The following is a 26272-nucleotide window of genomic DNA, read 5'->3' on the forward strand; positions in this document are numbered from 1 at the left end:
CGTGTGAAAGTGCTCGACCAGTCCGCGTCGGTCGAGGGCTTTCACAGCCGTACAGCCTCAGTATAAATGGCTAGGAGCATCATCAACCCCGTACAGGCTGTAACGCTCAGTAGAGAGCCCCACCATAAAAGCGCTTTCAAAGCAAACACGCCATGCGACGGTAAGACACGCACAGAAACGCCCTTTTTCTCAGGGACATTTTGACACAATATGGAACAGCTCGTGGCCGCCCTCCGCGCCGAAGCCAGCCGTGCAAACGAGCGCCGGCTGCTCGTCCTCACTGGCGAGCGCGACGCCACGGTCACCGCCGCCGACCGCGCACTCAGCGAAGCTAATATCTCCCGCGACGAGACGACGTTTCTCAGCCACCACAACGATCTCGCCTGCGAGCGCGTCGCCCCCAAACGCGCTGGCTCCCTTCTCGGAACCACGCGAACCGCCGTCGTCGTAGACGCCCACGACGCCTTCCGCCCGAACGCCCTCGGGCGCTCCGTGGGCGCAGTCTCAGGCGGTGGCCTCGTGCTCTTGCTCACTCCGCCGCTCGATGAATGGCCGGACCGACGAGACACCTTCGACGATGGACTCGCCGTCCCGCCGTTCAGCCGCGATGAGGTCACGGGGAACTTCAGAACCCGGACGGTCGAGTTACTCCGGACACATCCCGGCGTCGCCATCTACGACGCGGCTACGGACACCGTCGAAAAAGACGGCTTGACCGACCCGCTTCCTGCCCGACACCGCAACGCACCAGCACCGCCGAACGTTCACGCCTTTCCCACGGAAGCCTACACCCGCTGTCTGACCGACGACCAAGCAACGGCTCTTCGCGCCTTCGAACGCCTCACCGAACCCGACACCGCACTTGTGGTCGAAGCCGACCGCGGCAGGGGGAAGTCAAGCGCCGCCGGACTCGCCGCCGGGTCGCTCGCCCACGCGGGCGAAGACGTGCTCGTCACCGCCCGGGGGTACGAAAGCGCAGCCGAGGTGTTCGCCCGAGCGCACGAACTGCTCGACACACTCGGCTCCCTTGAGACGGTGAACCATCCGGACAACCCGTCGCTACTCACGACGACCACGGGCGGTCGTGTGCGATTTGCAAAACCGGCAGACGCGACCGACCTGCCAGAAGCCCCGGACGTGGTCATCGTAGACGAAGCCGCCGCGCTCCCCGTGCGTGTCCTCGAACGGTTCCTTGACGCCTCTCGCGTAGCGTTCACCACGACCGTCCACGGCTATGAAGGCGCAGGTCGCGGGTTCTCAGTCAGGTTCCGCGATCGACTCGACAAATCTACCCACGACGTGACCGACGTGCACCTCGACGAACCCATCCGGTACGCGCCGGGCGACCCGGTCGAAATCTGGGCATTTCGCACCCTGTTGCTCGACGCACGCCCCGCGGTCGAACCGCTCGTTGAGCATGCGACCCCAGAGACGGTCGCCTATGAAGCCTACACAGGCGACGAACTCGGACAAAACGAACACCTTCTGCGCGAAGTGTTCGGCCTGCTCGTCTTCGCCCACTACCGAACCGAACCTGACGACCTCGCGCGCCTCCTCGACGCGCCGAACCTCACCCTCCGGGTGTTGACCCACGAGGGGCACGTCGCCTGCGTCGCCCTGCTTGCCCGCGAGGGGAAGCTACCCAAAACCCTCCGCGCCGAGATGTACGACGGCGGCAGAGTCCGTGGAAACATGCTTCCCGACGTGCTCACGAGTCAGGTGCGTGACGAAGACGCAGGAATCACTGCTGGTCTGCGTGTGATGCGGATTGCGACCCACCCGGCCGTTCGCTCGCGGGGGCTTGGCTCACACCTACTCAAGGCGATTCGAACCGAGTTCGAAGCCGACCTCGACTGGCTCGGCGTCGGCTACGGCGCGACGCCGGACCTCATCGACTTCTGGCACGAAAACGGCTATCACACCGTGTACCTCTCGACCGGGCGCAACGACGCGAGCGGCGAGCACTCTGCGGTAATGGTCTGTCCCCTTTCTGCGGCCGGTCACGACCTCCACGACCGACACGTCCGGTGGTTCGTAGAGCGCACCAGAGACATGCTGTCTGACGTACTCTCGGAACTCGACCCGGACGTGGTTCGGGCGGCGGTTCGCGCGACGGAGGCGAACATCGACCTCACCCTCTCAGACCGCGAGTGGCGACTGCTCGCGGGCGCGGCCTTCGGCCCCGGTATATCCGAAGTCGCACCCGCCGCAGTGCGGAAACTGGCGATGAAACACCTCACAGACCCGGCTGATGTCTCGCTGCTCACCGCCCGCCAAGAACGGCTACTCGTGCGCAAGGTGTTGCAAGCGACCCACTGGCGAACCGTGACCGAGGAGTTCGGCTTTCACTCGCCCGCCCACGCGATGCGTGAGTTGAGCGCGACGCTCCGCCCGCTCGTCTCCGTCTACGGGTCACCAGCCGCGCAACTCGAACGGCGGCGATTCGAATGATTGACACCGTCATCCTCCTCGCCTTTGGGTTGCTCGTCCTCGGAGTCGTCGGGAGCGTCGTCCCCCTCCTGCCCGGCGCGCCCACCTCGCTCGCGGGGGTCTATCTCTACTGGTGGCACTCGGGCTACGCAGAACCCGGCGTGCTCGCGCTCATCGGGTTGACCGTCCTTGGCCTCACCGCGATGACCTTCGACTACCTCGGCGGGGCGGTGGCCGCCAAAGCGAGTGGTGCGTCATGGAAAGTCTCCGCGCTCGCCGGTCTCGTTGGCTTCGCGCTCCTGTTCGTCCTCGGCCCGCTCGGGATTTTCCTGGGCGTCGCGGGAACGGTGTTCGCCTTCGAATACCGCAAACACGAAGATGTAGACCAGAGCGCGTGGGCGGCGGTGTACACGACCATTGGCATCCTCGCCTCTGCGGTGATGCAGGTGTTGCTCACCGCGTCGATGCTCGTCGCGTTCATTCTCGTTATCTGACGCGCGGAAGAATTGTTACCATGGCCCACTAATGGCCGGCATGCGACACTGTGACGAGTCCGGCTGCCACGAGCGCGCGGCCGTCCGCCTCCACATCCCGTGGGCCGATAGAAAAGACGTCTGTACGGCACACGCCCGAGCGCTGGTCCAGCAAGATGGGGTCGTCGCAGAGCCGCTTCCGGGCGCGGAGAAACACTGGGTGTAGCTCAGGGGTGGGTGTAGTAGACGACCGAGTCGTCGTCACCGTGGGAATCGACGCGGACGAAGCCGATGCGCTCGAACTGAATCACGTCGTCTACAGCCGTCGCTTTGAAGTCGGGTTCTGCGTGGCCGGACACGTCGCCGTCCATCGTCCGCATCGTGACGGGCACGTTCGCGTCAGCGGAGACCCAGTGGATGACGTCGACACCCTCTTCGCGCACCGCAGAGAGGTCGTTGCCGAGGTATTCGAGCGCGTCGCGGGTGTGCTGGAACAGGCCAAGCCCCTTGAGCCAGACGCGCTCTCCGTTCGCGGGCACGTCGTCGGCTTCGATGAGAACTGCGCCGTTGACCGGGATGGCACGTTTCCCACGGTCTTCGTGGTCGGGGTGGAGCGGCGGATGGCCGACTTCGGGCGCGCCGACGACGGGGAGTTCCTGTCCGTCGCGGACGAGGAAGTAGCGGTTCGCCGCGTCGTCTACGAGCGCGCGGTTGTTCGCGTAAATCGAACTCATGGCGAGGTCGACGTTGCTCGTAGAGGTGCCGAGTTGAATCATCGCGTCGGTGATTGCTTCCCCACGAATCCCACGACGGCGGACGCTTTTCAGGGTCGGCGCGCGCGGGTCGTCCCAGCCGTCGAGTTTGCCATCCGCGATGAGTTGCTTGATAGTCGAGGTGGACATCTTCACGTCGTATTCGTCAATCTGGACGTGCCCCCAGTGGATGACCTCGGGGTACTCCCAGCCGAAGTAGTCGTAGACGAACTGCTGGCGCTTTGCGGAGTCTTGGAGGTCGATGCCGCGGATGATGTGCGTGACGCCCGTGAGGTGGTCGTCGATGCCAGATTGGAAGTCGAGCATCGGCCAGCAACGGTAGTCTGCGGCTTCCTCGCGTGGGTGGGGCGTATCGACCATGCGGAACGCGACGAAGTCGCGCAGGGCAGGGTTCTTGTGTTCGATGTCCGTCTTCACGCGGAGCACCATCTCGCCGGCGCTTAACTCGCCTTCGACCATCTGCTCGAACTCTTCTTCGGTGGTCGCTACGTCCTTGTCGCGGTGGGGACACGGCTTGCCCGCGTTCTTCAGTTCAGAGAACGCCTCGCCGGAGCACGAACAGGTGTAGGCACCGCCCATCTCGATGAGGTCGCGGGCGTGGTCGTAGTAGATAGGCACCCGGTCTGAGGCGCGCATCACGTCGTCCGGCTCGAAGCCGAGGTATTCAATGTCCTCCAAAATTGCGTCGTAGGCGTCCATGTCCGGGCGCTTCGTCTCGGGGTCGGTGTCGTCGAATCGGCAGACAAACCAGCCGTCGTACAGCTCTTTGTACGTCCCGATGACCGCGGGCATGCGCGCGTGGCCAAGGTGCCACGGCCCGTTCGGATTCGGCGCGGTGCGCATTCGAATCTCGTCGTAGTCCTCGGCGTTCGGCAGGTCGGGAAGCACCCGGTCGTCGGCTTCGTCTTCTGCGTCGAGTTCTTCGAGCCACTCGGGGGCGAGGACGGCGAGGCGCTCGCGTTTCTCTTCCGTTGAGGCGCTGTTCACTTTCGCTACGATTGGGCCGATGATGCCCGGAATGTCGCCACCGTGCGGGCGAAACTCGGGGTTCTCACCCATGAGCGGCCCCATGATGGCACCCACGTCGGCGTCGCTCTCGTGTTTGACGGCGTTGATGAGCGCGTGTTTCTCGGCCTCCTCTTCGATTTGCTCGCGGAGATCCTTGTCCATTGGGTGAGCGTTCGCTGTGGCGCGTCAAAACTACGTTGAAACCGCGCCGAAAAATCGGGGCGCGGTTCAGTAGCCGCGGTCGATGAGGTAGTCCGCGATGTCGAGCAACAGGTCGTGGGCTTCGTTGTCCGGAAGCACGTCGAGGCGGGCTTTCCCGTCTGCGACGAGTCGCTCTGCCGTTTCGCGGGCGTAGTCGATAGAGCCGGACGCTTCGAGTTTCTCGACGGCGGCGTCGATTTCCGCCTCTGAGACGCCCTCGACCGAGTCCGTGGTGACGAGCGAATCGACGTCCACGCCCTGTTGACGGGCGTGGAGCGTGATAATCGTCTGCTTGTTCTCAACGAGGTCGCTGCCGCGCTGTTTGCCGAGTTTCTCACTTGGAACGGTGAGGTCGAGCAAGTCGTCTTGAATCTGGAAGGCGCGGCCAACGTCGAGTCCGTAGCCGTAGAGCGCTTCGACGGTCTCGTCGTCTGCGCCGAGCAGGATAGCCGGGATGGCCGTTGCGGCGGCGTAGAGCACTGCCGTCTTCTGCTCTGCCATCTCCAGATACTCCTCGGGGAGCACGTCCGTCCGCGTCTCAAAGGCCACGTCGAGGGCTTGACCCTCGCAAATCTTGGTGCAGGTCGTCGCGAGCATCGAGAGCGCGCGCACAGACCGGTCTGCGGGCGCGCCGGTCTCGAGCATGAACTCGAACGCCTTCGAGTAGAGCGTGTCGCCCGCGAGAATTGCGGTCTCTAAGTCGTAGGCGCGGTGGACCGCGGGGGCACCCCGGCGCAGGTCGTCGTCGTCCATGATGTCGTCGTGAATCAGCGTAAACGACTGGATGACTTCGATGCTGACGGCCGCCGCCATCAGGTCGATGGTGACGCCGTTTAACGTCGGGAACTCGCGGTAGTCCGTCTGTTCCGGACTCACGTCTACGAGTGCCTCACCGACCAGCAACAGCATGGCCGGGCGCAGTCGCTTGCCACCGGCATCGAGCAGATGGCGCGACGCCTTATAGAGGCGTTCGGGGCTGGTGACCGGCAGGTCCTCGCCGATGGCCTCGTTGACGAGGTCGCGGCGGGCGGCGAGTGCGTCTGTAACTGCCATGTTCCGCATGTCCATTTACTCGACCAGCTGGATGATGTTCCCGTTTCGCGTGACGTGCAGGTCACGGCCCATCGTGTAGCCCTCGTTTTCGGCGAGGTCGACGTACGGCGCGAAGCCTTTCATGTCCTGGTGGGCCGGGATGACGTGCTGTGGCTGGAGCGTGCGGAGCATCTCGTAAAGTCCCTCCTGGGACATGTGCCCGGAAACGTGGACGTCGTCGTAGATGCGTGCGCCCTGCATGCGCAGGAGCTTCTCAGACTGGTATCGCTGGCCTTCGTTGGTCGGCTCCGGGATGACGCGCGCGGAGAAGACGACCTTGTCGCCTTCTTCCAATTCGTACGGCGTCTCGCCGCGGCCCATACGCGTGAGCATGGCGCGTGGCTCGCCCTGATGGCCGGTCACGATAGGCAGGAAGTTCTCCTTGCCCTCTTTCATGATGCGTTTGAACGTGCGGTCGACCGACTTGCGGTGACCGTACATCCCGAGGTCGTCCGGGAAGTCGACGAAGTTGAGGCGCTCTGCGGTACCCGAGTACTTCTCCATCGAGCGACCGAGGAGGACTGGCTGGCGGCCGATGTCCTCTGCGAATTCGACGAGCGACTTCACACGCGCGACGTGCGAGGAGAACGTGGTTGCGACGATGCCGCCGTCGTAGTCCTCCATGCTGTGGATGACGTCTTTGAGGTGTTTGCGTGCGACGGACTCGCTCGGTGTGCGGCCCTTGCGTCCGGCGTTCGTACAGTCTTCGATGTACGCGAGGACGCCGTTTTCGGAGTTGGCAATCTCGCGGAACCGCTTCATGTCGATTGGGTCGCCAAGCACCGGCGTGTGGTCCATCCGCTTGTCGAGGCCGTAGACAACCGCGCCCTCCGGGGTGTGGAGCACGGGGTTGATGGCGTCGATGATGGAGTGGGTGACGTTGACGAATTCGAGTTCGACTTCCTCGGAGATGGACATCGTCTCACCGGGGTCCATCTTGATGAGGTCGTTTTGGACACCGAACTTCTCTTCGCCCTCGATTTGCTGTTTGACGAGTTCGATGGTGAACGGCGTCGCAACGATTGGGGCGTTGTAGCGGTGGGCGAGCTTGCTGATTGCGCCGATGTGGTCAAGGTGACCGTGGGTCGGGACAATCGCTTTGACGTCGCCCTCAAGGTCGCTCATGACACGGTCGTCCGGGATGGCACCCATGTCGATGAGGTCTAAGCTGTGCATTCGTTCGGTCTCGACGTTGTCGTGAATCAGGACCTGTGAAAGGTTGAGGCCCATGTCGAAGATTACAACGTCGTCACCTGCGCGGACGGCAGTCATCTGCCGACCGACTTCTTCATAGCCGCCTATCGTAGCAATTTCAATTTCCATGGTTATAGCTCCGAGCGGAGCCCTCCAACCAGACGGTTCTGCATGAGCCTCCGGCGGGTCCCCGCCGAACGCCCACAACCGCACGAGGTGGACGGCTTGCTGTCTCGGTTACGGAACGGTACGAACTCGGGTCTTAAAAAGGACGTGGAATGGTGGGCGACTCCGAGCTTAGTTGCCCTGGCCGTCGATTCGGGTGCCCGGTGACTTGCCTGCGAGAAACGCCGCGAGGTCATCGAGGCCGAAGATGTCTGCGGGTGCGCCGAGGGTGAGCAGTTCGCGAACCTTCCCGGCCATCCCACCTGAGACGTCCGTCGCATCACTCTCACCGAGTGCTTGCGCGACCGACTCGAATGACGTGATTTCGGGGATGACATTGTTCTCCGCATCAAGCACGCCCGGCACCGCAGAACAGAGCCCAACGCGGTCTGCATCGAGCGACTGGGCGAGTGCCGTCACGATTTCGTCGCCGCTCACGACGGTCACACCCTTACCTTCGTGGGCGATGACGTCGCCGTGGAGTACGGGGACAAACCCCTCTGCGAGCAGCGTTTCGACGGCCGTCGTCCCGAGCGTGAGTGCCCCGGCAGCGTCCCGCGATGCCGTCGACAGCGTGTGGACCGGCACGGCGGGCACGCCCGCTTCGTTCAGTCGGTGGACGACGACTTCGTTCAGGCGCTTCATCGCCTCGTGGATGTCGAGGACGGCGTCCGGGTCGTGGGTGCCGTCGGTGGTCGAAACGTCGTACTTGTTCGCGTGATGGTGGCCAAAGCTCCCGCCACCGTGGACGAGGACGAGCCGCGAGATGTCGGCGTCTGCGAGCATCCCGACTGCCTTTCCGAGGCGCGGTTCGTGGATTTTCTCGACGCCTTCTTTCTCGGTGATGATACTGCCGCCGAGTTTAAGCACCGTCGTCATGGTTCCTCCACACGCACGCCCTCGGTGTCGAGTTCGGCGCGGAAGGCATCTTCACAGCCCATGGTAAAGCGAAGCGCCGTCGCCGTCGCGTCCGTTTCGTCGAGTGCGACGATACAGCCACCGCCACCCGCGCCCGTGAGTTTTGCACCGAGCGCATCGGCGTCACGCGCCGCCCACACCATCGTATCGAGCGAACGCGAGGAGACGCCGAGGGCTTCGAGCAGTCCGTGATTGAAGTTCATGAGTCGGCCGAGTTCCTCGATATTGCCGTCTGCCAGCGCCTGCTCGCCGTGACGGACGATGTCGCCGATGGCAGAAACGGTGTTCGCAGCGAAGTCGTACTCTTCGCGGAGTTTGCGAACGCCTGCGACGAGCACGCCCGTGTCACCCGCGCCGCCGTCGTAGCCGATGACGAACGGGAGGTTGTCGGGTGCGTCGATGGTTCGACAGTCGTCGCCTTCGACGCGCACCGCCCCGCCCATCGCGGAGCAGAACGTGTCCGCGCGCGACGCCTGCCCGTCTTGGACGTCGAGTTCGACCTGATAGGCGCGGTCTGCGAGCTGTTCGTTGGTAAGTTCGACGCCGAGTTCGCGGGTGGCGGCGTCGATGGCCGCGACGACCACGGCGGCAGATGAGCCAAGCCCCGCACCGAGCGGAATCGCACTTTCGATGGTGATGTCGAAGCCAGCGTCTGGCTGGTTCGCCGCGTCTCGCGCCTGTGAGACAGCACCGTCGATGTAGCCCATCGCAGCGCGAACGAGGCCGCTTGGCACGTCCACGTCGGGTGCGCCGCCCGCGTCACCGCTGTACTCGACGGTGAACCCGTCGAGGGTGAGGTCGGCTGCCTGCACGCGAAGGCGGCCGTCATCACGGGCGTCTACGGTGACTCGCGCGCGGCGTTCGATAGCACAAGGGACGGCCGGTTCCCCGTACACGACGGCGTGCTCACCAAAGAGATAGACCTTGCCTGGAGCACTTGAAACGGTCATTACCCATTCGAGGGTTCGAGGGATAACAGTAGTTGCGAATTTACCCGTCACGCATCCTCACATTTCAATAGTGATGACCGCAATCCCTGCAGATATGTCACTCACCGCGCGAATGCGTCGCCACGTAGAGGAGACGATTCGCCGGTTCGACGCGGCCTACGGCACCTACGAAATCGTCGAAAAGGCCGCAACGTGGCCTACCGGACGCTACGACGGCGCCGCCGCCCACTTCGAGGAGACCGGCGACCTCGGCGGGGCGGGCGTCTGGCTCTCGAACCGCGACGGCGAAGTGCTCCTCATCCGGCGGGTTGGCGAAGCCGCGTGGACCGCGCCGGGCGGCTACATCAACCCCGACGAATCCTACGAAGAAACCGCACGCCGTGAAGTGCGCGAAGAGACGAGCGTCGAGTGTTTGCTCACCGGACTCAACCAGGTGCACGTCACGACCGTCACCGACGAGGCGGACCCCTCCCGACCGGAGCTGTTCAACCTCTCTGTGGTGTTCGACGGCCAGCACCTCTCGGGGTCACCAGAGCCGGACGCAGACGAAGTCGAAGCGGCGCGCTGGTGGGACGTGCTCCCAGACCAGCTTCAGCATCCAGAACTCCACCAACTGCCGCTCCCCGAGCGAACGCCGTCGCTCACGGACGATGAATAAGAAACGAAAAAGGGCGGCTTAAATCTCGCTCTCGAAGTCGTCGAGGGCGTAGGACGGCTCTGCGCCGCGGCGGTCGAGCGTCTCGTTGGCAAGCAGCCAGTAGACGACCGACAGCGCTTTGCGACCCTTGTTGTTCGTTGGGACGACGAGGTCTACGTTGCTGGTCGAGTTGTTGGAGTCGCACATGGCGATGACCGGAATCCCAACGGTGATGGCCTCTTTTACGGCCTGACTGTCACCAATCGGGTCGGTCACCACGACGACGTCCGGCTCGATGTAGCCTGCGTAGTCGGGGTTGGTCAGTGTTCCGGGGATGAAGCGGCCCGTGCGGGCACGTGCGCCGACGGCGTCGGCAAACTTCTCTGCCGGGAAGCGACCGTACTGGCGACTCGAGGTCACCAGAATCTGTTCTGGGTTGTAGCCCGCAAGGAAGTCCGCAGCGGTGCGGATGCGCTCGTCTGTTTTCGAGATGTCAAGGACGTACAGACCGTCGTCACGGACGCGGTGGATGAACCGCTCCATGTACTTGGTCTTCTGCTGAGTACCGATGTGGACACCAGCGGCGAGGTAATCCTCGACCGGGATGAGGAGGTCTGCCTCCTCCTGGTTGTCCATCACGTCCTCGTCAAGCACGGGGCTCTCTTCTTCGGCCTCGGTGGCCGGCTCTTCTTCGTCATCTGCCTCTCGGACGTCCGTGTCGGGGTCGACCTCGGGTTCCGCACCGGCCTCGCCGGTCGGCTCCTGGTCGATCTCCTCCTCGGCCGCCTCGAGGCCTTCTTCTTGTTCGTTATCGCTCATGCGTTTGCCTCGATTCGGATGAGTTCGTTGAGTTTTGCAGTGCGCTCGCCGCCTACGGCACCCGTCTTGATGAACGGGGCGTCGGTCGCGACAGCGAGGTGTGCGATCGTCGTGTCCTCTGTCTCACCACTGCGGTGGGAGATGACCGGGTCGTACCCGTTTCGGACGGCGAGTTCAACGGCGTCGAACGCGTCACTCAGCGTGCCAATCTGGTTTGGCTTGATGAGGATGCTGTTCGCCGCGCCCATGTCGATGCCGTCTGCGAGTCGCTCGGTGTTGGTGACGAACAGGTCGTCACCACAGATGAGCGTCCGGTCGCCAACGGTCTCGGTGAGCGCTTTGAAGCCGTCAAAGTCGTTCTCGTCGAGGGGGTCCTCGACGTACACGAGGTCGTAGTCAGTGACGAGGGAGGCGATGTAGTCTACTTGTTCGTCAGGCGTGCGCGTGACGTCTCCGTAGTGGTACTCGCCGTCTTCGAACAACTCGGATGCGGCCACGTCGAGGCCGAATCGAATCTCGAAGCCAACGTCGTCTTCGACCGCGTCTGTTGCTTCGGCCATGATGTCGAACGCTTCGGCGTCGTCAATCGATGGTGCCCATGCGCCTTCATCGCCTTTCGCTGCCGCAACGCCACGGGCGTCGAGCAGTTCTTTGACCGTGTCGTGAACTGCCGCGTTCGCGAACACCGCGTCCTCGACGCTCGGTGCGCCGACGGGGGCTGAAAGGAACTCCTGGATGTACGTCGCGTCGGTGGCGTGTTCGCCGCCGCCGATGACGTTGCCGAGGGGGACGGGGAACGTGTTCCCGCGGAACGTTCCACCGAGGTGCTGATAGAGGGGCGCGCCGAGCAGATCGGCGGCCGCCTTCGCCGCGGCCATCGAAATGGCGACGGCGCTGTTTGCACCCAACTCGGAGAAGTTGTCCGTGCCGTCTGCGGCGCGCAGGGCTGCGTCAACGCTGCGCTGGTCGCCTGCGTACACCTTCCCGACGAGTCGGGGGATGGCGTGTTCTCGGGCGGCCGCGATGGCCTCTTCGACAGGGAGTTCAATGGCTTCGAATTCGCCCGTACTCGCGCCACTTGGGGCTGCTGCACGGCCGAATCCACCGCTTTCGGTGCGCACGTCTGCTTCGACCGTCGGGTTGCCCCGCGAGTCGAGAATCGCGCGTAAGTGAACCTCGGAGATGAGCGTCACTGCTTTGCACCTCGGTTGACGGTAAACGGCAGGACACCGGCGTCGAACTCCTCGGCTGCGATGAGAATCGGTTGGGATTCGTCCGTCTCAATGAGGACGGGCGCGCCGTACGACACCTGCAGGGCGCGTGCCCCGAGGATGCGTGCTTTTTCGTACCGGCTGTATCGTTGCATGGATATCACTGGTATGGGGCGACGACATCGACGAGGTCGCGGTGCGACACTAGCATGCGCCGACAGCAGAATCGGTCCAGCCCGAGGTCGTCGAGTACTTGTTCGGGGTCTTCATCGCCATCTAAGGCGCGTGCTTCGAATTCTTCCCAGTGTTCGCCGACAACTTTGCCGCACGTGAAACACCGGACTGGTATCATCATGGCGTGGTCACCTCAGCGGTAGGACTTCTGGTAACGGGCACGAGCACCGGGCCCGCCCCACTTCTTTGGTTCAGACTGGCGAACGTCGTTCACCAGCAGGGAACGGTCGAACTCCATGAACGCGTCGCGGAGTTCGGCGTCCGCAGAGTGCTCAACCAGTCCACGCGCGATGGCGGTGCGGACTGCGTCGGCCTGTCCGACGACGCCGCCGCCTTGCACGTGCACTTCGATGTCGACTGAGTCGCGCAGGCCTTCGGAGATGCGGAACGGCTCCAGCATCTTGAGGCGGGCGAGTTCCGGTTCGACCAGTTCGACTGGCTGGGAATTGATACGCACGCGACCTTCGCCTGCTTTGACCGTTGCACGGGCGATGGCCGTCTTCTTCTTACCACTCGTATTCGTTACCATGTGACGTTGGCCCCCAGTTTTTCGCTCACTTCGCCCAGTTGGACAAAGCGGATGTTCGATAAGCGGTCGATCGACGTGCCTTCAAGGACTTCGCCGTCGTCGTCGTACGGGTTACCCACGTAGACGCGGACGGATTCGAGCGCCTCACGGCCACGCTGCGTTTTGTATGGCAGCATGCCGCGGATGGCGCGCTTGAAGATCATGTCGGGACGCTTTGGGTAGTATGGGCCCTGGTCAGAGCCGATCTCGGCACGCTTCTCGTAGACCGAGAAGATGTCGTCTTTGCTGCCGGTGATGATGGTTTCTTCTGCGTTCACCACGGCAACGCGCTCGCCGTCTAAGGCGAGCTGGGCGACCTGACTGGCCACCCGACCCATGATGCAGTCGCGGGCGTCGACGATGACGTCGACGTCGAATTCGGCTGCGCTCATTGAATCACCCGAATGTTCGTTCCGTTGGGGTTCTGTTCAAGGATCTGTTCCAGCTTAACTGGCTCACCGACTTGCTTGATCTTCGTCTCTGCTGACGACGAGAAGTCGACTGCAGCGACGGTGACCGACTTTTGAAGGACGCCACTGCCGAGCACCTTTCCAGGTACAACGACGGTTTCGTCCTCTTTGGCGTACCGCTCGATACGGCCCAGGTTGACCTCTGCGTGGTTACGCCGGGGCTTTTCGAGTCGGTCAGCAACATCGCTCCAGATGTCGGCACCCGAATCACGGGCGGTCGACTTCAGGTCGGCGATGAGACTGGCGAGCCTCGGATTCGTCTTACTCATAATATCGCTCCTGGTGGAAAACTGAGTGCAGGGGGCAGGATTTGAACCTGCGGACTCCTACGAGACAGCGCCCTGAACGCTGCGCCGTTGGCCTGACTTGGCTACCCCTGCTCGCATGCATGTGTTTTGGGTTGGCCTTCAAACCTGTTTCGATTGCACACCCGGTCCTGCCGGTGGTTTTGTTGGCAGGCGTCCGGGACTGAATGTGGTTTGAAGGGATCATTGGTCTGCTTACAGTTGGACTGCTTCTTCGAGTTCTGCGGCGCGGTCACCGAGACTATCGGCGGCGGCGAGGACGAGGTCTGCGACGGTGAACGACCCGTCAGTTTCGACGTCGAACACGAACGCGTTCGGCACGTCGGTGACTTCGACTTCCTTGCCGGGATACCGCTTCGAGAGGTCGTGGTCGAACTCTTCGGTGCCGACCAGTTCTCCGTCTTCTTCGATTACACCACGAAGGATGTTCGGTTCGTCATCCTCAAACTCACCTGCGTCACCGACGACCTCGACACGCTGGAGGTGTCGGTAGCCAACGGCCACCCCACCTTGGAACTTCGCGTGGGATTTGCCGGTGTCGAGAACCGCGTCGGCCTCGAATTCGAGACGCTGGCTCTCTTTGAGTTCGACGATGGGGACGTTCTGGTCTGCGGGCTGGACGAGGTCGTCCGCCGAGACGAGGTCGCCCGAGTACGCCGTAGCCGGCCCTTTCACGTCGAGACTCAGGGTGACGGTGTCACCGAGCTCGAACTCGCCGATGGGCGAGGTGAGCGGGACGAGACCCAGTCGCAGGGCGATCATCTCGTCGAACATCACACTCGAGTTCTCGATGAACCGAACCGTGTCGATCGACAGCGTGGGCACGTCCGTAATCATCGCGCGGCGGATGCCGTTTGCGAATGCCGGGGTGACCCCACGGACGAGGAATCGCGACCTGCGATCCGTGTAGTCGATGAACTCCACTTCGTAGTCGACAGCCATTGTTAGAACCCGCTGTTCTTAGGAGCACGAGTGCCGTCGTGCGGAATTGGCGTGACGTCTTCGATGCGGCCGATTTCGAGTCCGGCACGGGCGAGCGCGCGAATCGTCGCCTGTGCGCCGGGGCCTGGGTTCTTCTGAAGGTTGCCACCGGGGCCACGCACACGGATGTGCAGGCCAGTGATACCAGCGGCGTGGATCTCCTCTGCGACCGTTTCAGCCATCTGCATCGCCGCGTACGGGGATGCTTCGTCACGGTTCTGCTTGACTACGGTACCACCGGACGATTTGACGATCGTCTCGGCGCCCGTCTGGTCGGTGACCGTGATGATGGTGTTGTTGAACGATGCGTAAACGTGGGCAATGCCCCATTTTTCTTCTTCAGAACTCATTGTTGGTCCTCCGAACGCTCAGGGTGCAGGTCGTCTGCGAGTGGGCTGGTCTCGTCGAAAGCGACCGAATCCTCATCTGCGACGGATACCTTCGCAGAGGGAGTGGTAACACGGCTGCCGGCGACGGTGACGTGACCGTGGACGATGAACTGGCGTGCCTGCTTTGGCGTGTGACCGAGGCCTTTGCGGTAGGCGACCGTCTGGAGACGGCGTTCGAGCACGTCGTTCACGTCGAGACTCAGGACGTCGTCAAGGCTGTCGTCCTCGGAGAGGATGCCGATGCGCTTGAGACGGGCGAGGAACTGGGAACCGCGCTCGGTTGCGAGTTCCGTGTCGCCTTGCGTCTGCCCGAGCAGTTCGCGGGCTTCGCGGCGGTAGTTACGCAGTTCCGACTGCGCCTTCCAGAGTTCTTCTTTGTTCTTCAGGCCGTAACGACCGGCGAGCCCGTGCTCTTCGGCGATGCGCTCGCCCTGGAACGGGTGGTTCGGGGTTTCGTAGAACTTCGTGTTCTGTCCGGGAAGCGACATTTATTACTCCTCCTCCTGTTTGATGGCTTCGATGTTGACACCGATGGTTCCCTCCGAGCGTCCGGTGGACTTGGTGCGCTGGCCACGAACTTTCTGTCCGCGCTTGTGGCGTGCGCCCTTGTAGGAGTTGATCATCTTCATCCGGTTGATGTCACGCGTTCGCGTGAGGTTTACGTCGTTACCGGTGATGTGTTTCGTCTCGCCCGTGTAGAAGTCGCTTTGACGATTCGTGAGCCACACTGGCACTTCGTCAGCGTACTCTTCTACGAGGGAGACTATCGATTCAATCTCGTCGTCCTCGAGGCGGCCGAACGTTTCACGTCGGTCGATGTCGGCTTTTTTCGCGATGATGCGGGCCGTCCGTCGGCCAATGCCGTTCATCTCGCTCAGTGCACGCTCGATGCTCTTCGTACCATCGAGGTCTGTCTGTCCGATACGAACGAAGTATCTGATGTCCTCTTGTTCTTCGTCCGTGTTGGGTTCTTCTGCACTCATTGTTGCTGAATGGTTGATGAAGCAACTTCGTTGCTTCGGTCGAAAGTGTCCGTTATTGGACGTTCGAGACGTCGTGGCGGGGATTCGAACCCCGGAGGCTTGACGCCACAGAGTTAGCAACCCTGCGCCTTGGGCCAGACTTGGCTACCACGACCTGCGCTCAGTATCTTCGCCCAGTTGGACTCGGGGCACATGCCCCTACAGCTATTCGCTTACACTGGTACAAATCCGGTTAGGGTACTTAAACACAACGAAAGCAACCCGCCTGCCCGTCATGCTGTCTCACGGCAAACGGGGGTGAAAAAAGCTAGACAGTCTTCGAATAGTTGCGTATTAGAACAGTCACGAATACAGAGAGAAACCGCTGTGGACAGACTGTAACTCAGACGCCGACCGTCTTCTCGGGGAGGTACTTCTCGTTTACCACCCACTCGCCGTCTTCTTCGATGAGATACTCACCGTAGTACGGAACGCGATTCGCCACGACCTCGCGGAACGCCGCGCGAATCTCGTCTTTCGTCATGTCGCCCATCGGCCGGAGGTCGTCGTTGCGGTTGAGACAGCCCTTTAGATACCCTTCGTGCGTTACGCGCACGCGATGGCAGTTCGCACAGAAGCTCTTGTTCCCGACTGGGTCGACGATTTCGACCATGCCCTTCCCGATGTAGTAGCGCTTTCTGCCGTGCATGTTCCGGCGTTCGATATGATCTGCTTGGTCTGCGAGCCAGTCGTGAACCCGCCCGATGTCGATTGCCCACTCGTCGTGGCCGGTCAACTCCGGCATGTACTCGATGAGCTGGAGTTGCAAGCCTTCGTTTTCGGCAACGTGGTCTACCATCTCCGGGACGTAGCCCGCCGTCTGCTTGAACACGACCATGTTCAGTTTCACGGGGTCGAGTCCCGCGTCAAGCGCCGCTTGCACGCCTTCGAGCACGCGGTCGTAGGCCCCACTTTTCGTAATCTCTGCGAACTCTTTGGGGTCGAGCGCATCTTGGGAGACGTTCACCCGCGCAAGCCCAGCTTCTTTGAGCGCCTCCGCCCGGCCCGGCAAGAACGTCCCGTTCGTCGTCAGCGACACCTCCATCGAGTCGGGCGTCCGCCGAATAATTTCCTCTAAATCTTCGCGCAACATCGGCTCGCCGCCCGTGAACTTGACTTTTCCGACGCCAAACTCTTCGACGACCTCCAGAAATCGAACCACGTCGTCTGCGCTCATCTCGTTTTCTTGCGGGTCCATCGGCCCGCGCGTGTCCCCAAGCCCCTCGTTGTGACAGTAGACACAATCAAAATTACACCGGTCGGTGAGCGAAATCCGCACGCCGGTCACCTCGCGGCCAAAATCGTCCGTGAGCATATGACACACTTCTCGTGCGTCCGCATAAGTTGGCGGGACAAAACACCCCCAAAGTAACCAAAATTGCTTACGGGTTCCGGCAATCCGCAACGAGACCCCGTTGCAATCGAGCGTCAGTCTGCCGACGAAGTCCGTCGTCGGTCTGGGCCTTCACAAGCCTTATCGCCCCGTCACGATGTACGTGCGACCATGGACAAAGCGGACATCCTCGACCTCCTGCGACGGGTAGACGACCCCGACCTCGGTGACGACATCGTCTCGCTGAACCTCGTAAACGAGGTCACCATCGACGCAGACGACACCGTCCACATCTCACTCGCGCTCGGTGCACCCTACTCGCCGAACGAAACACAGATTGCCGCTCGCGTACGCGAAGTACTCTCAAAAGAGGGCATCGAGCCGGAACTCACCGCAGACGTAGACCGTGGCATCACCGCAGACGAAAGTATCCTCCCGAACGTCAAGAACATCATCGCCGTCGCCTCGGGCAAAGGTGGCGTCGGAAAATCTACGGTCGCGGTGAACTTGGCCGCTGGCCTCTCCCAAATGGGCGCGCGCGTCGGTCTCTTCGACGCAGACGTCTACGGCCCAAACGTCCCGCGGATGGTCGGCTCAGACGAACGCCCGAAGGCAACCGCCGAGGAGAAAATCGTCCCGCCCGAGAAATTCGGGATGAAGCTGATGAGCATGGCCTTCCTCACCGGCCAAGACGACCCCGTCATCTGGCGCGGCCCGATGGTCCACAAGCTCCTCACCCAACTCTGGGAAGACGTCGAATGGGGCCACCTCGACTACATGATTATCGACCTCCCACCCGGGACTGGCGACACCCAACTCACCCTCCTCCAAACCGTCCCCGTCACAGGCGCAGTCATCGTCACGACCCCACAGGAAGTCGCCCTCGACGACGCCCGGAAAGCCCTCCGCATGTTCGGCAAGCACCAAACGCCCGTCCTCGGCATCGTCGAGAACATGAGCTCTTTCCGTTGTCCAGACTGTGGCAGCGACCACTCCATCTTCGGTGAAGGCGGCGGCGAGCGCTTCGCAGAGGAAGTCGAGATGCCGTTCCTCGGAAAAATTCCCCTCGACCCGCGCGTCCGCACGGGCGGTGACGAAGGCAAACCCGTCGTGATGGACGAAGACTCAGCGACCGGCGACGCATTCAGGCAATTCACGGAGAATACTGCCACGAACGTCGGGATTCTACTCCGCCGACGGATGCAATAACCATGGTCGAGAAGGACACCGAGCGAATGGACACACTCCGCGAAATCGCAGACGACGTGCGCGATGGGTCGGACGAGGCCGACAAGATTTCCGCGCTGCTGTACCGCATCAGCGACCTCTACGACCCCGACGAGGAGACCACACCACAGGACATCTACCTCAACATGAAGTTCATCCTGCAAGTGGTCGAGCGCGGCACGTTAGAGCGTTAGAGCAGACGTTTGAGGACACCGACACCGACGAGCAACGCACCGACGAGGTACGCCAGTGGAATGTCATAAAAGGCCTGTCCACCACTCGCCTGCATCGCCAAACTCTGCTGGTCTGACTCATTCTCATAAGTGTACGGATCCGACGCCCACGGTGGCATGCCCGGCTCGTACGATTCGTTCCACATGCTGGTGTTTTCGCCAGCTTGCCCGACGAAACCTACCTGATCGTAGGCGGTGGATTCATCAGACATATTCTCATCGTAGAGACGTGCTTCGCCTTTGATGACAGAGCCGCGCTCGTCAAGGAGTTCTACTTTGATTGTTTTATTGCCGTAAGGGCCAGGAGACGCAAGATAGAAGCTACCATCAGTCCCAGTTGTGTGAACCAGTAAGCTGGCACCATAGAGTTGATTTCCAGGGTTCTCAATAGTCACATAAGCTACTGATGAGGGCTCCCCATCGATCGTTCCATTAGCAATTCGAACATTCGTGATTTGTGGCGATGGGATTCCAGGTGAGTTGGTTGAATTGATGGGATAATTCAGATAGAAATCCGTCGCGTTCTCGTATGTTGCGAACGTGATTTTGTGCCGGTCTTCGTGAACATGGAAGCCCTGAGTTACGTTCCAGGTATTTGACCATGTTTCTCCTGGTGAAAGAGTGAAAGATGTAGTACCAATACGTCGATCATCAACTCGAACCGCAGTTCCAGTATCGATTGTTTTTGATTTTGGATTGGTCGCTTCAACTGATAGAACTCGAGATGTTTCGTTAAATTTAACAGAGTAAATAATTCCGGAGTATGACGTTACTTCTCGATCTACCGTAGCATTATCTTCAAGAACAGAACTAGACACGTTATTCGGTTGTGCGCCACTTACGAGAGGAGTCATACAAACAAAGAGAGCCAACAATAGAGCCAGTCGACGTTGCATCCTTATCGATGATGTATTTGGTATTACTTATTTAATTAACGTTCTAAATTCAAATATTATACACAATACCGAGCTGTTCCAGATTGTGCATGGCAATATTCTGTCGAACCACCATTTACCAACGAATCGATTATTTCTTGCTTTGAATTTGCGCCGTCGCCACGATATGTTAGCGTCGAATCTTGTGTGACTACCCTTGTTCTCTCACCCGTCTTCGAACTACGATATTCGACGACGTGGTCGTTTGTGACAGTGGCAGTAGTCTCGATGACCGTTGTTTCGTCACTGTAGTGGTCGTACCACGCATCCGTTACGCCGATTTGCTTTGTCATTATCCACTCGGTCGTTGGCTCAGTGTTGCCAATGCGATATTCATCAGAGAGCTTTGAAAGCGACTTTGCAGTCGCTGGATTAGTTGTTGTTTTGTACTGTCGCCACTCGTACTGCGCCGGTTGTGACAGAACGGTGCGCTCAGCAATGTACGACGTTGTTGTCTCCTGATGCTGCTCTTGGTAGTGGTACTTGTACTGCGTTTCGTACTCTGCAGAGTCGATTTTCTGTCTCCGTGTATCTCCGGTGAAATCGTCGCCCCACGAACGTTTGCTGGTCGACCAGTAGGTATCTGTTTCCTCTTCGGTGTATGTGTACCGCTCACGAGACGGGAGGCAAATACCATAGCCGATACAGTTCGAGACAGTTCGATATCCAGTGTGTTCAACAGTGTACTCGTGCTCGTACTCTTTGAGAAGCCTGTAGTCTGCATCGTCCACTTTGACCTGGCGGGTATCGCCAGTGAACTCGCCGTGCCCGCTCCGGCTATCTCGCCACTCCGTTTCAATTGTCGTCCAGCGTTCGGTGTGGCTCCTCGTTCCTTCCGCATGCCAGCGTGGGTTTGACCCAAGGAACACGTCTCGATATCGCCGGGTTCCGAACGACTCCATCTGTGTCGTGTATTTCGCTTCCTGAACCTTTTCCAAGTGCTCGATTGTATACTCAGTTCCCGTATTTGACGCTCGTTTTACCGTGTAGCCATCAGCGAGACGGGCAGCACGAGAACTTTCTGAGCGTGCTATTACTTGCCGAATCCGTGGTTTTTGGACGTGATACGAGACGTTTGAGACAGAGATGTTTGTTGGGTAGATTCGTGAGATGTAGAGAGTGTTCACCTCGGGAATCTTCGCCGTGGATTGGACACGGTCTGGGTTTGCTTCGTTGTAAATTACGATTTCTGGCTGTGCTCCATTTGTTAGCTCAGACGCCGGAATTTCGATAACACCCGTTCGCAATTCTGAATCCAACTCATCCGTGTCGTATGTCCCATTCGCAGCGGCTTTTTGTGGGTCGTATACTTTCCGCTCCCATGAAACAACGGTCGCGTCCGCTCCAACTACGTCAACCCCAAGCGAAACATCGTACGTGCTCTTGGTGAATTTGAACGGTACAGATACAATTCTGAATTTTACCGTCTCATTTGGCAAGTAGGGTCCAGTCGAGATCTGTTCTATTTTACCAACTTCTGGTGAGAAGTAATCGTGGAAGTTGTATGAGCGTGATGCGGTATTATCTAACTGGTCAAGTACTGTGATTTTCGCAAGTTTGAATGAATCAAACTTCGCTGTAGAGTTATCCGCTGTGATTGGGACTGCACCTTGAGACCACGTATAGCGCAGATCTGATCCGTCAGGATCGAATGAATTGCTGGCGTCAACGATGATCCCCCACTCAGGCTTATAGAAGCCAGTGCCGTCATAAATAACCTCAATACGAAGTTCTGGATCGCTTGGGGTTACTTCAAGCTCATTCGAGAGAGAACTGCTGGAAATTTGCGAATCCGAACTCCACGTGGACACAGACCATTTTTGTTTTATGCTAAATGTACCTGGGTGAGGTGCCGCCCAATACGAATGAATTGTGAGGACATCAGTTTGTGGATCATAGTCGCGAATCCGGTGATACTCACTTTGTTGTAATTCAAACTGTTCTGCATCAGCTTTTTGCTTTGGCGACACATCAAAATTGTCCGGGTCGACGCCGTTCAGATCCACTTTCAGAACGTGATGTGCCGCGTAGCGACTGGCATTGATTCGAGTATGGTACGAATCGACTGGTGTATTCACAAACTCGCTACTGAGAACGACCGGTTTTCCGACTGGTGCGACGACTTGTGACGTAGTCGAAATTTGTCCCCTCGAATCCACAGCTCTGACGGTCACGGTTTGATTCTGCTGTGACGTCACGCGCTCGCTGAATCGAAGGTCGAGATGTGCCCCACTGTTTGGGTTGGCCTGGCTGATTGCTTGCAGCGAGGTCGAATCCACTTGCGCGCCATCGACAAACACGGACACTGATTCGATGTTTCCGTATGCGTCCGAACCGGAGGCGAGTCCAGTAATCGACCCAAATCGTTGTAACTGAGAGAGTGTGACGGTTGGCTTTGGGTCTGCGACGACTTGCGTTGTCGAATCTTCGAAGCGGGCGATGTTCTCAGAGCCATCGGTGTAGGTGACGATTGCGAAAATAGAGTGATCTCCTGGCGTCCACGTCATATTCTGCGTTATGCCGGTGGCGACGACAGTACCGTCTTTGTACCAGGACACGCTGTCGACCGCGTTTGCAGTGCCGGTCAACGAAATCGAATAGGAGCCACGAAGCGGGCGAGCACCAAGAACGGTCTGCGGGCCAGAAATCGTAGGATTACGACCAGCCGCGAGTGACGGAGGTGGTGTGTTCGTTCCGTCTTCGTCACCGGTGTTTCCACCGCCCGACGAGGGTAGCGACGTTGTTTGAGTGTTCCATGTATCTGATGCGGTCAACCCATCTTTGTCGTAGACGGTCGCACGTACGGTGTGAGAGCCAACCGTTCCAAACGTCGTCGAGAGTGAGTCTGTTGGCTGGTCAGCAGAAATCGAGCGGTTCGCAACGACTCGACCATCCACCGTCCAGATGATGCGGGAAAGCGGTGCCCCGCCACGCGAGATGGTCGCGCGGGTTGTGACAGCGGTTCCAGCTTCGACAGTAGGTACGCCAGCGAGCGTCACGTTTGGCGGGCTTCCGGTCTCCACGGTGATATACAGAGTGTCTGTCCTACTTTCGCCCGCATCGTCGGTGACGGTGACTGAGACGGTGTACTCGCCAGTCTGTGCGGGGCGAAATTTCGTGCGTGCACAAGAGCGACAGCGTGGAGAGAGGCGCGTTCCGTTCGGGGCGTGAATTTCCCACTCGTAGGCAGTAAGCCGGCCGTCGGGGTCGCGCGACCCAGTTGCGTCGAGATGAACGACGGTTCCGCGCGAAACGGTTTGGTCCAGCCCAGCCTCCGCGAGTGGGGCTTCGTTCGCAGGTGAGAGCGCAACGACCGGTGAAACGAGCGACAAAACGACCACGAAAGCGAGAACGGGTGAGCGTATCATGTCTGAATTGTCAGAAATTACATACTCTATTGTTTATAAAATTTAACATTCGTATATTTTTTAATTTACAGAGTGGAGACCAATTCTTGCGCCGGTTTCCGAAAAAAGGGATGAATGCAAGTTACGCAATGAAGTCGCAGAGATATTCCGCTCATTTTTACCCACCCGTCTCTACCGGTGAGGTATGTCTATCTACCGCGGTATTCTCCTCCGGGCGTTCGTCGCGGGCGTCATCGCGTTCGCGTTGGCGACGGCAATCGGGATGCTCACGAAAGATTTTGCGGCGAGTTTCCCGAGTGGACTCGGCGTTGGGGTTGGTGTCGCTCTCTCGATTGCCCTGACCGGCCTCTGGTTAGCCCGCAGCGGGTGATAAATCGGGTAAAACGGGCGGTTCACCGGGGCGAAACGCTATATCTGCAGACTCCCTTCGTTCAGCCATGAGCACAGAGACGCAAGCGACAGAAGAGGACGTGCGAGAGCGCATCCGGCTGTTCATGATGCGAAACTTCCCGCAGATTCAGATGCACGGCGGGAGTGCGGCGATTCAGGACTTAGACCTCGAAAACGGTGAGGTCTCCATCTCGCTCGGCGGCGCGTGCAGCGGCTGTGGCATCTCACCGATGACGGTACAGGCGCTCAAACACCGCCTCGTCGCAGAGATTCCAGAAATCAACGCCGTCCACGCCTACACTGGTATGGACAGCACCCCGAGCATGCCGTCGTTCTCTGGCAGCGAGGACGACGAGAACCGCCCACAAGCCCCCTTCTAAACGATTTTCTACTCCCCGGCTAAACACCGGGTATGAACGATACGAGAGCGCGCGTGTTGGCTGCGCTCGCAGACGGGTCGCGATCCGGGCCTGCACTCGCGGACGAGCTGGGTATTTCGCGGGCGGCGGTCTGGAAACACGTCGAAGCGCTCCGCGAGGCCGGATTCGAAATCGAGAGCGATGGTGAGGGATATGTCCTCGCCTCCGTGCCCGAGTACGGTGGCCCCGCCGTTGAGTTTGGTCTCGACGCCCCCTACAGCATCGAGTATCACGAGTCGATTGGGAGTACGAACAGCCGTGCGCGTGAACTGGCCAAAGAAGGCGCAGAGAACGTCGTCGTACTTGCAGACGAGCAAACCGGAAGCCGAGGTCGCCTGAATCGTGACTGGCAAGCGCCCGCCGGTGGCGTCTGGATGAGCCTCGTGCTCCGCCCAGAACTCCCCACGTCCCACGCGCCATTGTTGACGCTCGCCGCTGCCGTCGCAGTCACAAAAGTCGCCCGAGAGGCAGGCGTCGAAGCCGTCATCAAGTGGCCGAATGACGTGCTTGTCTCGACCGCAGAGGGCGAGAAGAAGCTCTGTGGCATCCTCACCGAGATGGCGGGCGAGGCAGACCGCGTCTCGTGGGTCGTTGTCGGCATCGGCATCAACGCAAATTTGGCAGCAGACGAGATTCCAGAGACAGCGACGAGCCTCCAGATAGAAGGAGGGGAAGTGAATCGTCGAATCGTCGTCCAACGCGTGCTTGAGGAGTTCACTGACCTCGCGGCGGATACGGACGCTATCCTGCCTGCGTGGCGCGAATATGCCCTCACCCTTGGTCAGTACGTCCGCGTCGAGACACCGAATGGCGACGTACTCGGTGAAGCCGTCGATGTCGAGTTCCCGGGAACGCTCGTGCTAAAAACCGACGACGGCACTGTGCGGATTTCGGCGGGCGAATGCGAGCACCTCCGGCCGGTTCAGTCGCGTTGAGAGGAGACACGAACGGTCAACACGGGAATATCGGAGGTTCTTACGACTTTCTCTGCGACGCTCCCGAGGAGCAAGCGGTCGATGCCACCCCGGCCGTGGGTACCCATGAAAATCAGGTCACAGTCTTCGGTTTTCGCGTAGCGGACGATTTCTTTACTCGGTGACCCTTCGAGGAGGACGCGTTTTACCGGAACCCGGCCGTCGATGAGCTCTTCCAGTCTGTTGAGTGCGGTGTCGCCTTCGTTCGAGAGCATTTCGTTCACACCGTCCCAGGAGGTTTCCATCGGGAGATTGGCGAAACTCGCCGTGTTGATGACGTAGACGGCGTGAATCGTCGCATCGTGAACCTGTGCGAGTTCGACGACCTGTTCGACGACGCTGTCGATGCCGTCAGAGCCGTCCGTTGGAACGAGAATGCGCTCGTACATCGTGTTAGTCGATAACACATTCAGCCCGACGACTCTTAACTGTTGTAGCGACGGTGCCGGTTGAGACTCCGTAATATGTACTAACTAAAACATATATTGGTGTGTTCGAGATATTGTCAGAAAAACTGTTCTCTGAGAGGAAGGTATCGTTAGAGATAGACGGCTTTCACGTCGCTCGCGCCAGCCCGTCGGACGACGGCTCTAACAACTTCTTTTGCACCAGTAAGGTTGTCCGAATCACCGTCTAACACCTGCAGCTTTGCTGGTCTGCCTGCTTCGAGGACGCCGTAGTCGAGCCCGGCGATTTCAGCGCCGTTGACGGTCGCCATTTTGAGCACGTCCGTGGCCGACACGTCCGCGAGTTTCGCGGTAAACTCCATCTCGCGGAACATCGAGGGGCTGTTGAGCATCACGTTGTCCGTACCAAGGGCGACCGTCGTCCGGTTGCACCACTCCGAGATTGGGGGGATACCAACGTTCGTGACAAGGTTCGACCGCGGGCAGACGACAATCGGGATGTTGTTGTCTTCGACCCGTTCGAAGTGAATCTGTTGGGGGTGTACCATGTGCACCAGAAAGTCTGGGTCTAAGTCGAGCGCCGGGTTGATGTCGAGTTCGTCACGCTCGCCCGCGTGGATGCCGAACAGTTTGCCCGCTTCCCGCGTGGCAGTTCGTTCGCTCCCAAATTCGGCGTCTCTCGCGCCGCTTGCGCCGTAACCATCGCTCGCTTCCATCGCCGCAATCTCTTCGCGGCCGAGGATGACGGGTTCGACTGGCTGGCCGTCTGCGGCTTCTCTAAGCACTTCGACGCCTTCGGTGCCGCCTTCGCGGAACTCGATGAACGCCGCGGTGCCGGTCTGTTGCATGAACGAAATCGACCGGCGCATCGCGGAGACCATTTCTGACCGGTCTGCCGCCCGGAGCAATCGGTGTTTCAAGCCGTCTGGTGGCGCGACGAGCTCGTCGAGCGAGAGGCCGCCGCCTGCTTCTTTGGCAATCGAGTCGCCGATGTGCGTGTGGGCGTTTACGAACGCCGGGAGGATGATATTAGTTGAATCAGTTGATTCTTCTTCAATAGCAGCGATTTCGCCGTCTTCGACGACGAGGCGTCCTTCGATGGGGTCGAACGACCGCCCGCGGAGAATTGTCCCTGTGAGTTCCATA

30 protein-coding genes, 2 tRNA genes and 1 pseudogene are annotated in these 26272 nt (G+C 59.9%); 9 read left to right on the plus strand and 24 right to left on the minus strand.

Going from position 1 to position 26272, the window contains the following annotated elements; translation table 11 throughout:
* Positions 1–210: 210 nt before the first annotated feature.
* From tmcA to V5N12_RS12405, 3 genes are read left to right on the plus strand one after another with little or no spacing between them, the layout of a single operon-like run.
* The gene (tmcA, locus tag V5N12_RS12395; RefSeq protein ID WP_332899479.1) at positions 211–2451 is read left to right on the plus strand and encodes a tRNA(Met) cytidine acetyltransferase TmcA; all 2241 of its coding nucleotides are present in this window, start codon (positions 211–213) and stop codon (positions 2449–2451) included.
* Positions 2451–2924, plus strand: a complete 474-nt coding sequence (locus V5N12_RS12400; protein WP_442904979.1) for a DUF456 family protein — start codon at positions 2451–2453, stop codon at positions 2922–2924. Before tmcA ends, V5N12_RS12400 begins: the two co-directional genes overlap by 1 nt.
* A 40-nt stretch (positions 2925–2964) precedes the next feature.
* On the plus strand, positions 2965–3129 hold the full coding sequence (locus tag V5N12_RS12405; protein ID WP_332899481.1) for a hypothetical protein: 165 nt from the start codon (positions 2965–2967) through the stop codon (positions 3127–3129).
* Position 3130: 1 nt separating this feature from the next.
* On the opposite strand, the gene V5N12_RS12410 is transcribed toward V5N12_RS12405, so the two are convergent.
* The 5 genes from V5N12_RS12410 to mvk all read right to left on the minus strand — a co-directional run bounded on the left by V5N12_RS12410 (position 3131) and on the right by mvk (position 9204).
* Positions 3131–4846: a glutamate--tRNA ligase gene (locus V5N12_RS12410; protein ID WP_332899482.1), complete on the minus strand. Its 1716-nt coding sequence runs from the start codon at positions 4844–4846 to the stop codon at positions 3131–3133.
* A gap of 66 nt (positions 4847–4912) precedes the next feature.
* On the minus strand, positions 4913–5953 hold the full coding sequence (gene idsA3, locus V5N12_RS12415; RefSeq protein ID WP_332899483.1) for a geranylfarnesyl diphosphate synthase: 1041 nt from the start codon (positions 5951–5953) through the stop codon (positions 4913–4915).
* Positions 5954–7300: a ribonuclease J gene (locus V5N12_RS12420; protein ID WP_332899484.1), complete on the minus strand. Its 1347-nt coding sequence runs from the start codon at positions 7298–7300 to the stop codon at positions 5954–5956. It lies immediately after the preceding gene.
* 168 nt (positions 7301–7468) lie between these two features.
* A complete protein-coding gene (locus tag V5N12_RS12425; RefSeq protein ID WP_332899485.1) occupies positions 7469–8215 on the minus strand; it encodes an isopentenyl phosphate kinase in 747 nt (248 codons plus the stop codon).
* Entirely contained in the window at positions 8212–9204 is a 993-nt protein-coding gene (mvk, locus tag V5N12_RS12430) for a mevalonate kinase (RefSeq protein WP_332899486.1), read from the minus strand. The genes V5N12_RS12425 and mvk overlap by 4 nt, the downstream gene beginning before the upstream one ends.
* A gap of 94 nt (positions 9205–9298) precedes the next feature.
* On the opposite strand from mvk, the gene V5N12_RS12435 reads away from it, so the two are divergent.
* On the plus strand, positions 9299–9862 hold the full coding sequence (locus V5N12_RS12435) for an NUDIX hydrolase (protein ID WP_332899487.1): 564 nt from the start codon (positions 9299–9301) through the stop codon (positions 9860–9862).
* A gap of 18 nt (positions 9863–9880) precedes the next feature.
* On the opposite strand, the gene rpsB is transcribed toward V5N12_RS12435, so the two are convergent.
* From rpsB to moaA, 14 genes are all read right to left on the minus strand, one after another.
* The gene (gene rpsB / locus V5N12_RS12440) at positions 9881–10660 is read right to left on the minus strand and encodes a 30S ribosomal protein S2 (protein WP_332899488.1); all 780 of its coding nucleotides are present in this window, start codon (positions 10658–10660) and stop codon (positions 9881–9883) included.
* Entirely contained in the window at positions 10657–11853 is a 1197-nt protein-coding gene (gene eno, locus V5N12_RS12445; RefSeq protein WP_332899489.1) for a phosphopyruvate hydratase, read from the minus strand. The genes rpsB and eno overlap by 4 nt, the downstream gene beginning before the upstream one ends.
* On the minus strand, positions 11850–12026 hold the full coding sequence (locus tag V5N12_RS12450) for a DNA-directed RNA polymerase subunit K (protein WP_442904943.1): 177 nt from the start codon (positions 12024–12026) through the stop codon (positions 11850–11852). The genes eno and V5N12_RS12450 overlap by 4 nt, the downstream gene beginning before the upstream one ends.
* A gap of 5 nt (positions 12027–12031) precedes the next feature.
* On the minus strand, positions 12032–12226 hold the full coding sequence (locus V5N12_RS12455) for a DNA-directed RNA polymerase subunit N (RefSeq protein ID WP_332899490.1): 195 nt from the start codon (positions 12224–12226) through the stop codon (positions 12032–12034).
* Positions 12227–12238: 12 nt separating this feature from the next.
* On the minus strand, positions 12239–12634 hold the full coding sequence (locus V5N12_RS12460) for a 30S ribosomal protein S9 (protein ID WP_332899491.1): 396 nt from the start codon (positions 12632–12634) through the stop codon (positions 12239–12241).
* Entirely contained in the window at positions 12628–13065 is a 438-nt protein-coding gene (locus V5N12_RS12465; RefSeq protein ID WP_332899492.1) for a 50S ribosomal protein L13, read from the minus strand. Before V5N12_RS12465 ends, V5N12_RS12460 begins: the two co-directional genes overlap by 7 nt.
* On the minus strand, positions 13062–13412 hold the full coding sequence (locus V5N12_RS12470; RefSeq protein WP_332899493.1) for a 50S ribosomal protein L18e: 351 nt from the start codon (positions 13410–13412) through the stop codon (positions 13062–13064). Before V5N12_RS12470 ends, V5N12_RS12465 begins: the two co-directional genes overlap by 4 nt.
* A gap of 26 nt (positions 13413–13438) precedes the next feature.
* Positions 13439–13523: transfer RNA gene (locus tag V5N12_RS12475), tRNA-Leu, on the minus strand.
* Positions 13524–13643: 120 nt separating this feature from the next.
* The gene (locus V5N12_RS12480; RefSeq protein WP_332899494.1) at positions 13644–14390 is read right to left on the minus strand and encodes a DNA-directed RNA polymerase subunit D; all 747 of its coding nucleotides are present in this window, start codon (positions 14388–14390) and stop codon (positions 13644–13646) included.
* Positions 14391–14392: 2 nt separating this feature from the next.
* Entirely contained in the window at positions 14393–14779 is a 387-nt protein-coding gene (locus V5N12_RS12485; RefSeq protein WP_332899495.1) for a 30S ribosomal protein S11, read from the minus strand.
* Positions 14776–15306 carry a 30S ribosomal protein S4 gene (locus tag V5N12_RS12490; protein ID WP_332899496.1) on the minus strand — a complete coding sequence of 177 codons (531 nt, stop codon included), beginning with the start codon at positions 15304–15306 and terminating at the stop codon, positions 14776–14778. The genes V5N12_RS12485 and V5N12_RS12490 overlap by 4 nt, the downstream gene beginning before the upstream one ends.
* A gap of 3 nt (positions 15307–15309) precedes the next feature.
* Entirely contained in the window at positions 15310–15801 is a 492-nt protein-coding gene (locus tag V5N12_RS12495; RefSeq protein ID WP_332899497.1) for a 30S ribosomal protein S13, read from the minus strand.
* 69 nt (positions 15802–15870) lie between these two features.
* Positions 15871–15955, minus strand: a tRNA-Ser gene (locus V5N12_RS12500).
* A 228-nt stretch (positions 15956–16183) separates the two neighbouring features.
* The gene (moaA, locus tag V5N12_RS12505) at positions 16184–17155 is read right to left on the minus strand and encodes a GTP 3',8-cyclase MoaA (protein WP_332899498.1); all 972 of its coding nucleotides are present in this window, start codon (positions 17153–17155) and stop codon (positions 16184–16186) included.
* A 189-nt stretch (positions 17156–17344) separates the two neighbouring features.
* Between moaA and V5N12_RS12510 the strand changes: the two genes are divergently transcribed.
* Complete coding sequence (locus V5N12_RS12510; RefSeq protein WP_332899499.1) at positions 17345–18382, plus strand: Mrp/NBP35 family ATP-binding protein; 1038 nt, start codon at positions 17345–17347, stop codon at positions 18380–18382.
* Between the two features lie 2 nt (positions 18383–18384).
* Positions 18385–18594 (plus strand): hypothetical protein, encoded by a 210-nt coding sequence (locus V5N12_RS12515; RefSeq protein ID WP_332899500.1) that lies wholly within the window; start codon positions 18385–18387, stop codon positions 18592–18594.
* Here the strand turns inward: V5N12_RS12515 and V5N12_RS12520 are convergent.
* The 3 genes and pseudogenes from V5N12_RS12520 to V5N12_RS17180 form a co-directional block, all read right to left on the minus strand.
* A complete protein-coding gene (locus V5N12_RS12520; protein ID WP_332899501.1) occupies positions 18591–19487 on the minus strand; it encodes a hypothetical protein in 897 nt (298 codons plus the stop codon). The genes V5N12_RS12515 and V5N12_RS12520 overlap by 4 nt on opposite strands.
* Before the next feature lie 98 nt (positions 19488–19585).
* Positions 19586–22567: a hypothetical protein gene (locus V5N12_RS12525; RefSeq protein WP_332899502.1), complete on the minus strand. Its 2982-nt coding sequence runs from the start codon at positions 22565–22567 to the stop codon at positions 19586–19588.
* Between the two features lie 33 nt (positions 22568–22600).
* Positions 22601–22936: pseudogene (locus tag V5N12_RS17180) on the minus strand (PKD domain-containing protein); the annotation flags it as partial.
* Positions 22937–23120: 184 nt separating this feature from the next.
* Here V5N12_RS17180 and V5N12_RS12530 point away from each other — a divergent pair.
* The 3 genes from V5N12_RS12530 to V5N12_RS12540 all read left to right on the plus strand — a co-directional run bounded on the left by V5N12_RS12530 (position 23121) and on the right by V5N12_RS12540 (position 24680).
* Positions 23121–23306: a hypothetical protein gene (locus V5N12_RS12530; RefSeq protein ID WP_332899503.1), complete on the plus strand. Its 186-nt coding sequence runs from the start codon at positions 23121–23123 to the stop codon at positions 23304–23306.
* 67 nt (positions 23307–23373) lie between these two features.
* Positions 23374–23706 carry a NifU family protein gene (locus tag V5N12_RS12535; protein WP_332899504.1) on the plus strand — a complete coding sequence of 111 codons (333 nt, stop codon included), beginning with the start codon at positions 23374–23376 and terminating at the stop codon, positions 23704–23706.
* Between the two features lie 32 nt (positions 23707–23738).
* Positions 23739–24680: a biotin--[acetyl-CoA-carboxylase] ligase gene (locus V5N12_RS12540; RefSeq protein ID WP_332899505.1), complete on the plus strand. Its 942-nt coding sequence runs from the start codon at positions 23739–23741 to the stop codon at positions 24678–24680.
* Here the strand turns inward: V5N12_RS12540 and V5N12_RS12545 are convergent.
* Both V5N12_RS12545 and V5N12_RS12550 read right to left on the minus strand, forming a co-directional pair.
* A complete protein-coding gene (locus V5N12_RS12545; RefSeq protein WP_332899506.1) occupies positions 24668–25108 on the minus strand; it encodes a universal stress protein in 441 nt (146 codons plus the stop codon). The genes V5N12_RS12540 and V5N12_RS12545 overlap by 13 nt on opposite strands.
* Positions 25109–25257: 149 nt before the next feature.
* Positions 25258–26271, minus strand: a complete 1014-nt coding sequence (locus V5N12_RS12550; protein ID WP_332899507.1) for an amidohydrolase family protein — start codon at positions 26269–26271, stop codon at positions 25258–25260.
* Between the last annotated feature and the right edge of the window lies 1 nt (position 26272).

It is taken from the genome of Haladaptatus sp. CMSO5, from assembly GCF_036689885.1.
GTDB lineage: Archaea > Halobacteriota > Halobacteria > Halobacteriales > Halococcaceae > QDMS2.

Excerpts from the sequence above, each read along its gene's own strand:
- tmcA (WP_332899479.1), top strand. The coding sequence starts at position 211 with ATGGAACAGCTCGTGGCCGCCCTCCGCGCCGAAGCCAGCCGTGCAAAC.
- V5N12_RS12405 (WP_332899481.1), top strand. The coding sequence starts at position 2,965 with ATGCGACACTGTGACGAGTCCGGCTGCCACGAGCGCGCGGCCGTCCGC.
- V5N12_RS12410 (WP_332899482.1), bottom strand. The coding sequence starts at position 4,846 with ATGGACAAGGATCTCCGCGAGCAAATCGAAGAGGAGGCCGAGAAACAC.
- idsA3 (WP_332899483.1), bottom strand. The coding sequence starts at position 5,953 with ATGGACATGCGGAACATGGCAGTTACAGACGCACTCGCCGCCCGCCGC.
- V5N12_RS12420 (WP_332899484.1), bottom strand. The coding sequence starts at position 7,300 with ATGGAAATTGAAATTGCTACGATAGGCGGCTATGAAGAAGTCGGTCGG.
- V5N12_RS12425 (WP_332899485.1), bottom strand. The coding sequence starts at position 8,215 with ATGACGACGGTGCTTAAACTCGGCGGCAGTATCATCACCGAGAAAGAA.
- mvk (WP_332899486.1), bottom strand. The coding sequence starts at position 9,204 with ATGACCGTTTCAAGTGCTCCAGGCAAGGTCTATCTCTTTGGTGAGCAC.
- V5N12_RS12435 (WP_332899487.1), top strand. The coding sequence starts at position 9,299 with ATGTCACTCACCGCGCGAATGCGTCGCCACGTAGAGGAGACGATTCGC.
- rpsB (WP_332899488.1), bottom strand. The coding sequence starts at position 10,660 with ATGAGCGATAACGAACAAGAAGAAGGCCTCGAGGCGGCCGAGGAGGAG.
- V5N12_RS12450 (WP_442904943.1), bottom strand. The coding sequence starts at position 12,026 with ATGCAACGATACAGCCGGTACGAAAAAGCACGCATCCTCGGGGCACGC.
- V5N12_RS12455 (WP_332899490.1), bottom strand. The coding sequence starts at position 12,226 with ATGATGATACCAGTCCGGTGTTTCACGTGCGGCAAAGTTGTCGGCGAA.
- V5N12_RS12460 (WP_332899491.1), bottom strand. The coding sequence starts at position 12,634 with ATGGTAACGAATACGAGTGGTAAGAAGAAGACGGCCATCGCCCGTGCA.
- V5N12_RS12465 (WP_332899492.1), bottom strand. The coding sequence starts at position 13,065 with ATGAGCGCAGCCGAATTCGACGTCGACGTCATCGTCGACGCCCGCGAC.
- V5N12_RS12470 (WP_332899493.1), bottom strand. The coding sequence starts at position 13,412 with ATGAGTAAGACGAATCCGAGGCTCGCCAGTCTCATCGCCGACCTGAAG.
- V5N12_RS12480 (WP_332899494.1), bottom strand. The coding sequence starts at position 14,390 with ATGGCTGTCGACTACGAAGTGGAGTTCATCGACTACACGGATCGCAGG.
- V5N12_RS12485 (WP_332899495.1), bottom strand. The coding sequence starts at position 14,779 with ATGAGTTCTGAAGAAGAAAAATGGGGCATTGCCCACGTTTACGCATCG.
- V5N12_RS12490 (WP_332899496.1), bottom strand. The coding sequence starts at position 15,306 with ATGTCGCTTCCCGGACAGAACACGAAGTTCTACGAAACCCCGAACCAC.
- V5N12_RS12495 (WP_332899497.1), bottom strand. The coding sequence starts at position 15,801 with ATGAGTGCAGAAGAACCCAACACGGACGAAGAACAAGAGGACATCAGA.
- moaA (WP_332899498.1), bottom strand. The coding sequence starts at position 17,155 with ATGCTCACGGACGATTTTGGCCGCGAGGTGACCGGCGTGCGGATTTCG.
- V5N12_RS12510 (WP_332899499.1), top strand. The coding sequence starts at position 17,345 with ATGGACAAAGCGGACATCCTCGACCTCCTGCGACGGGTAGACGACCCC.
- V5N12_RS12515 (WP_332899500.1), top strand. The coding sequence starts at position 18,385 with ATGGTCGAGAAGGACACCGAGCGAATGGACACACTCCGCGAAATCGCA.
- V5N12_RS12520 (WP_332899501.1), bottom strand. The coding sequence starts at position 19,487 with ATGACTCCTCTCGTAAGTGGCGCACAACCGAATAACGTGTCTAGTTCT.
- V5N12_RS12530 (WP_332899503.1), top strand. The coding sequence starts at position 23,121 with ATGTCTATCTACCGCGGTATTCTCCTCCGGGCGTTCGTCGCGGGCGTC.
- V5N12_RS12535 (WP_332899504.1), top strand. The coding sequence starts at position 23,374 with ATGAGCACAGAGACGCAAGCGACAGAAGAGGACGTGCGAGAGCGCATC.
- V5N12_RS12540 (WP_332899505.1), top strand. The coding sequence starts at position 23,739 with ATGAACGATACGAGAGCGCGCGTGTTGGCTGCGCTCGCAGACGGGTCG.
- V5N12_RS12545 (WP_332899506.1), bottom strand. The coding sequence starts at position 25,108 with ATGTACGAGCGCATTCTCGTTCCAACGGACGGCTCTGACGGCATCGAC.
- V5N12_RS12550 (WP_332899507.1), bottom strand. The coding sequence starts at position 26,271 with ATGGAACTCACAGGGACAATTCTCCGCGGGCGGTCGTTCGACCCCATC.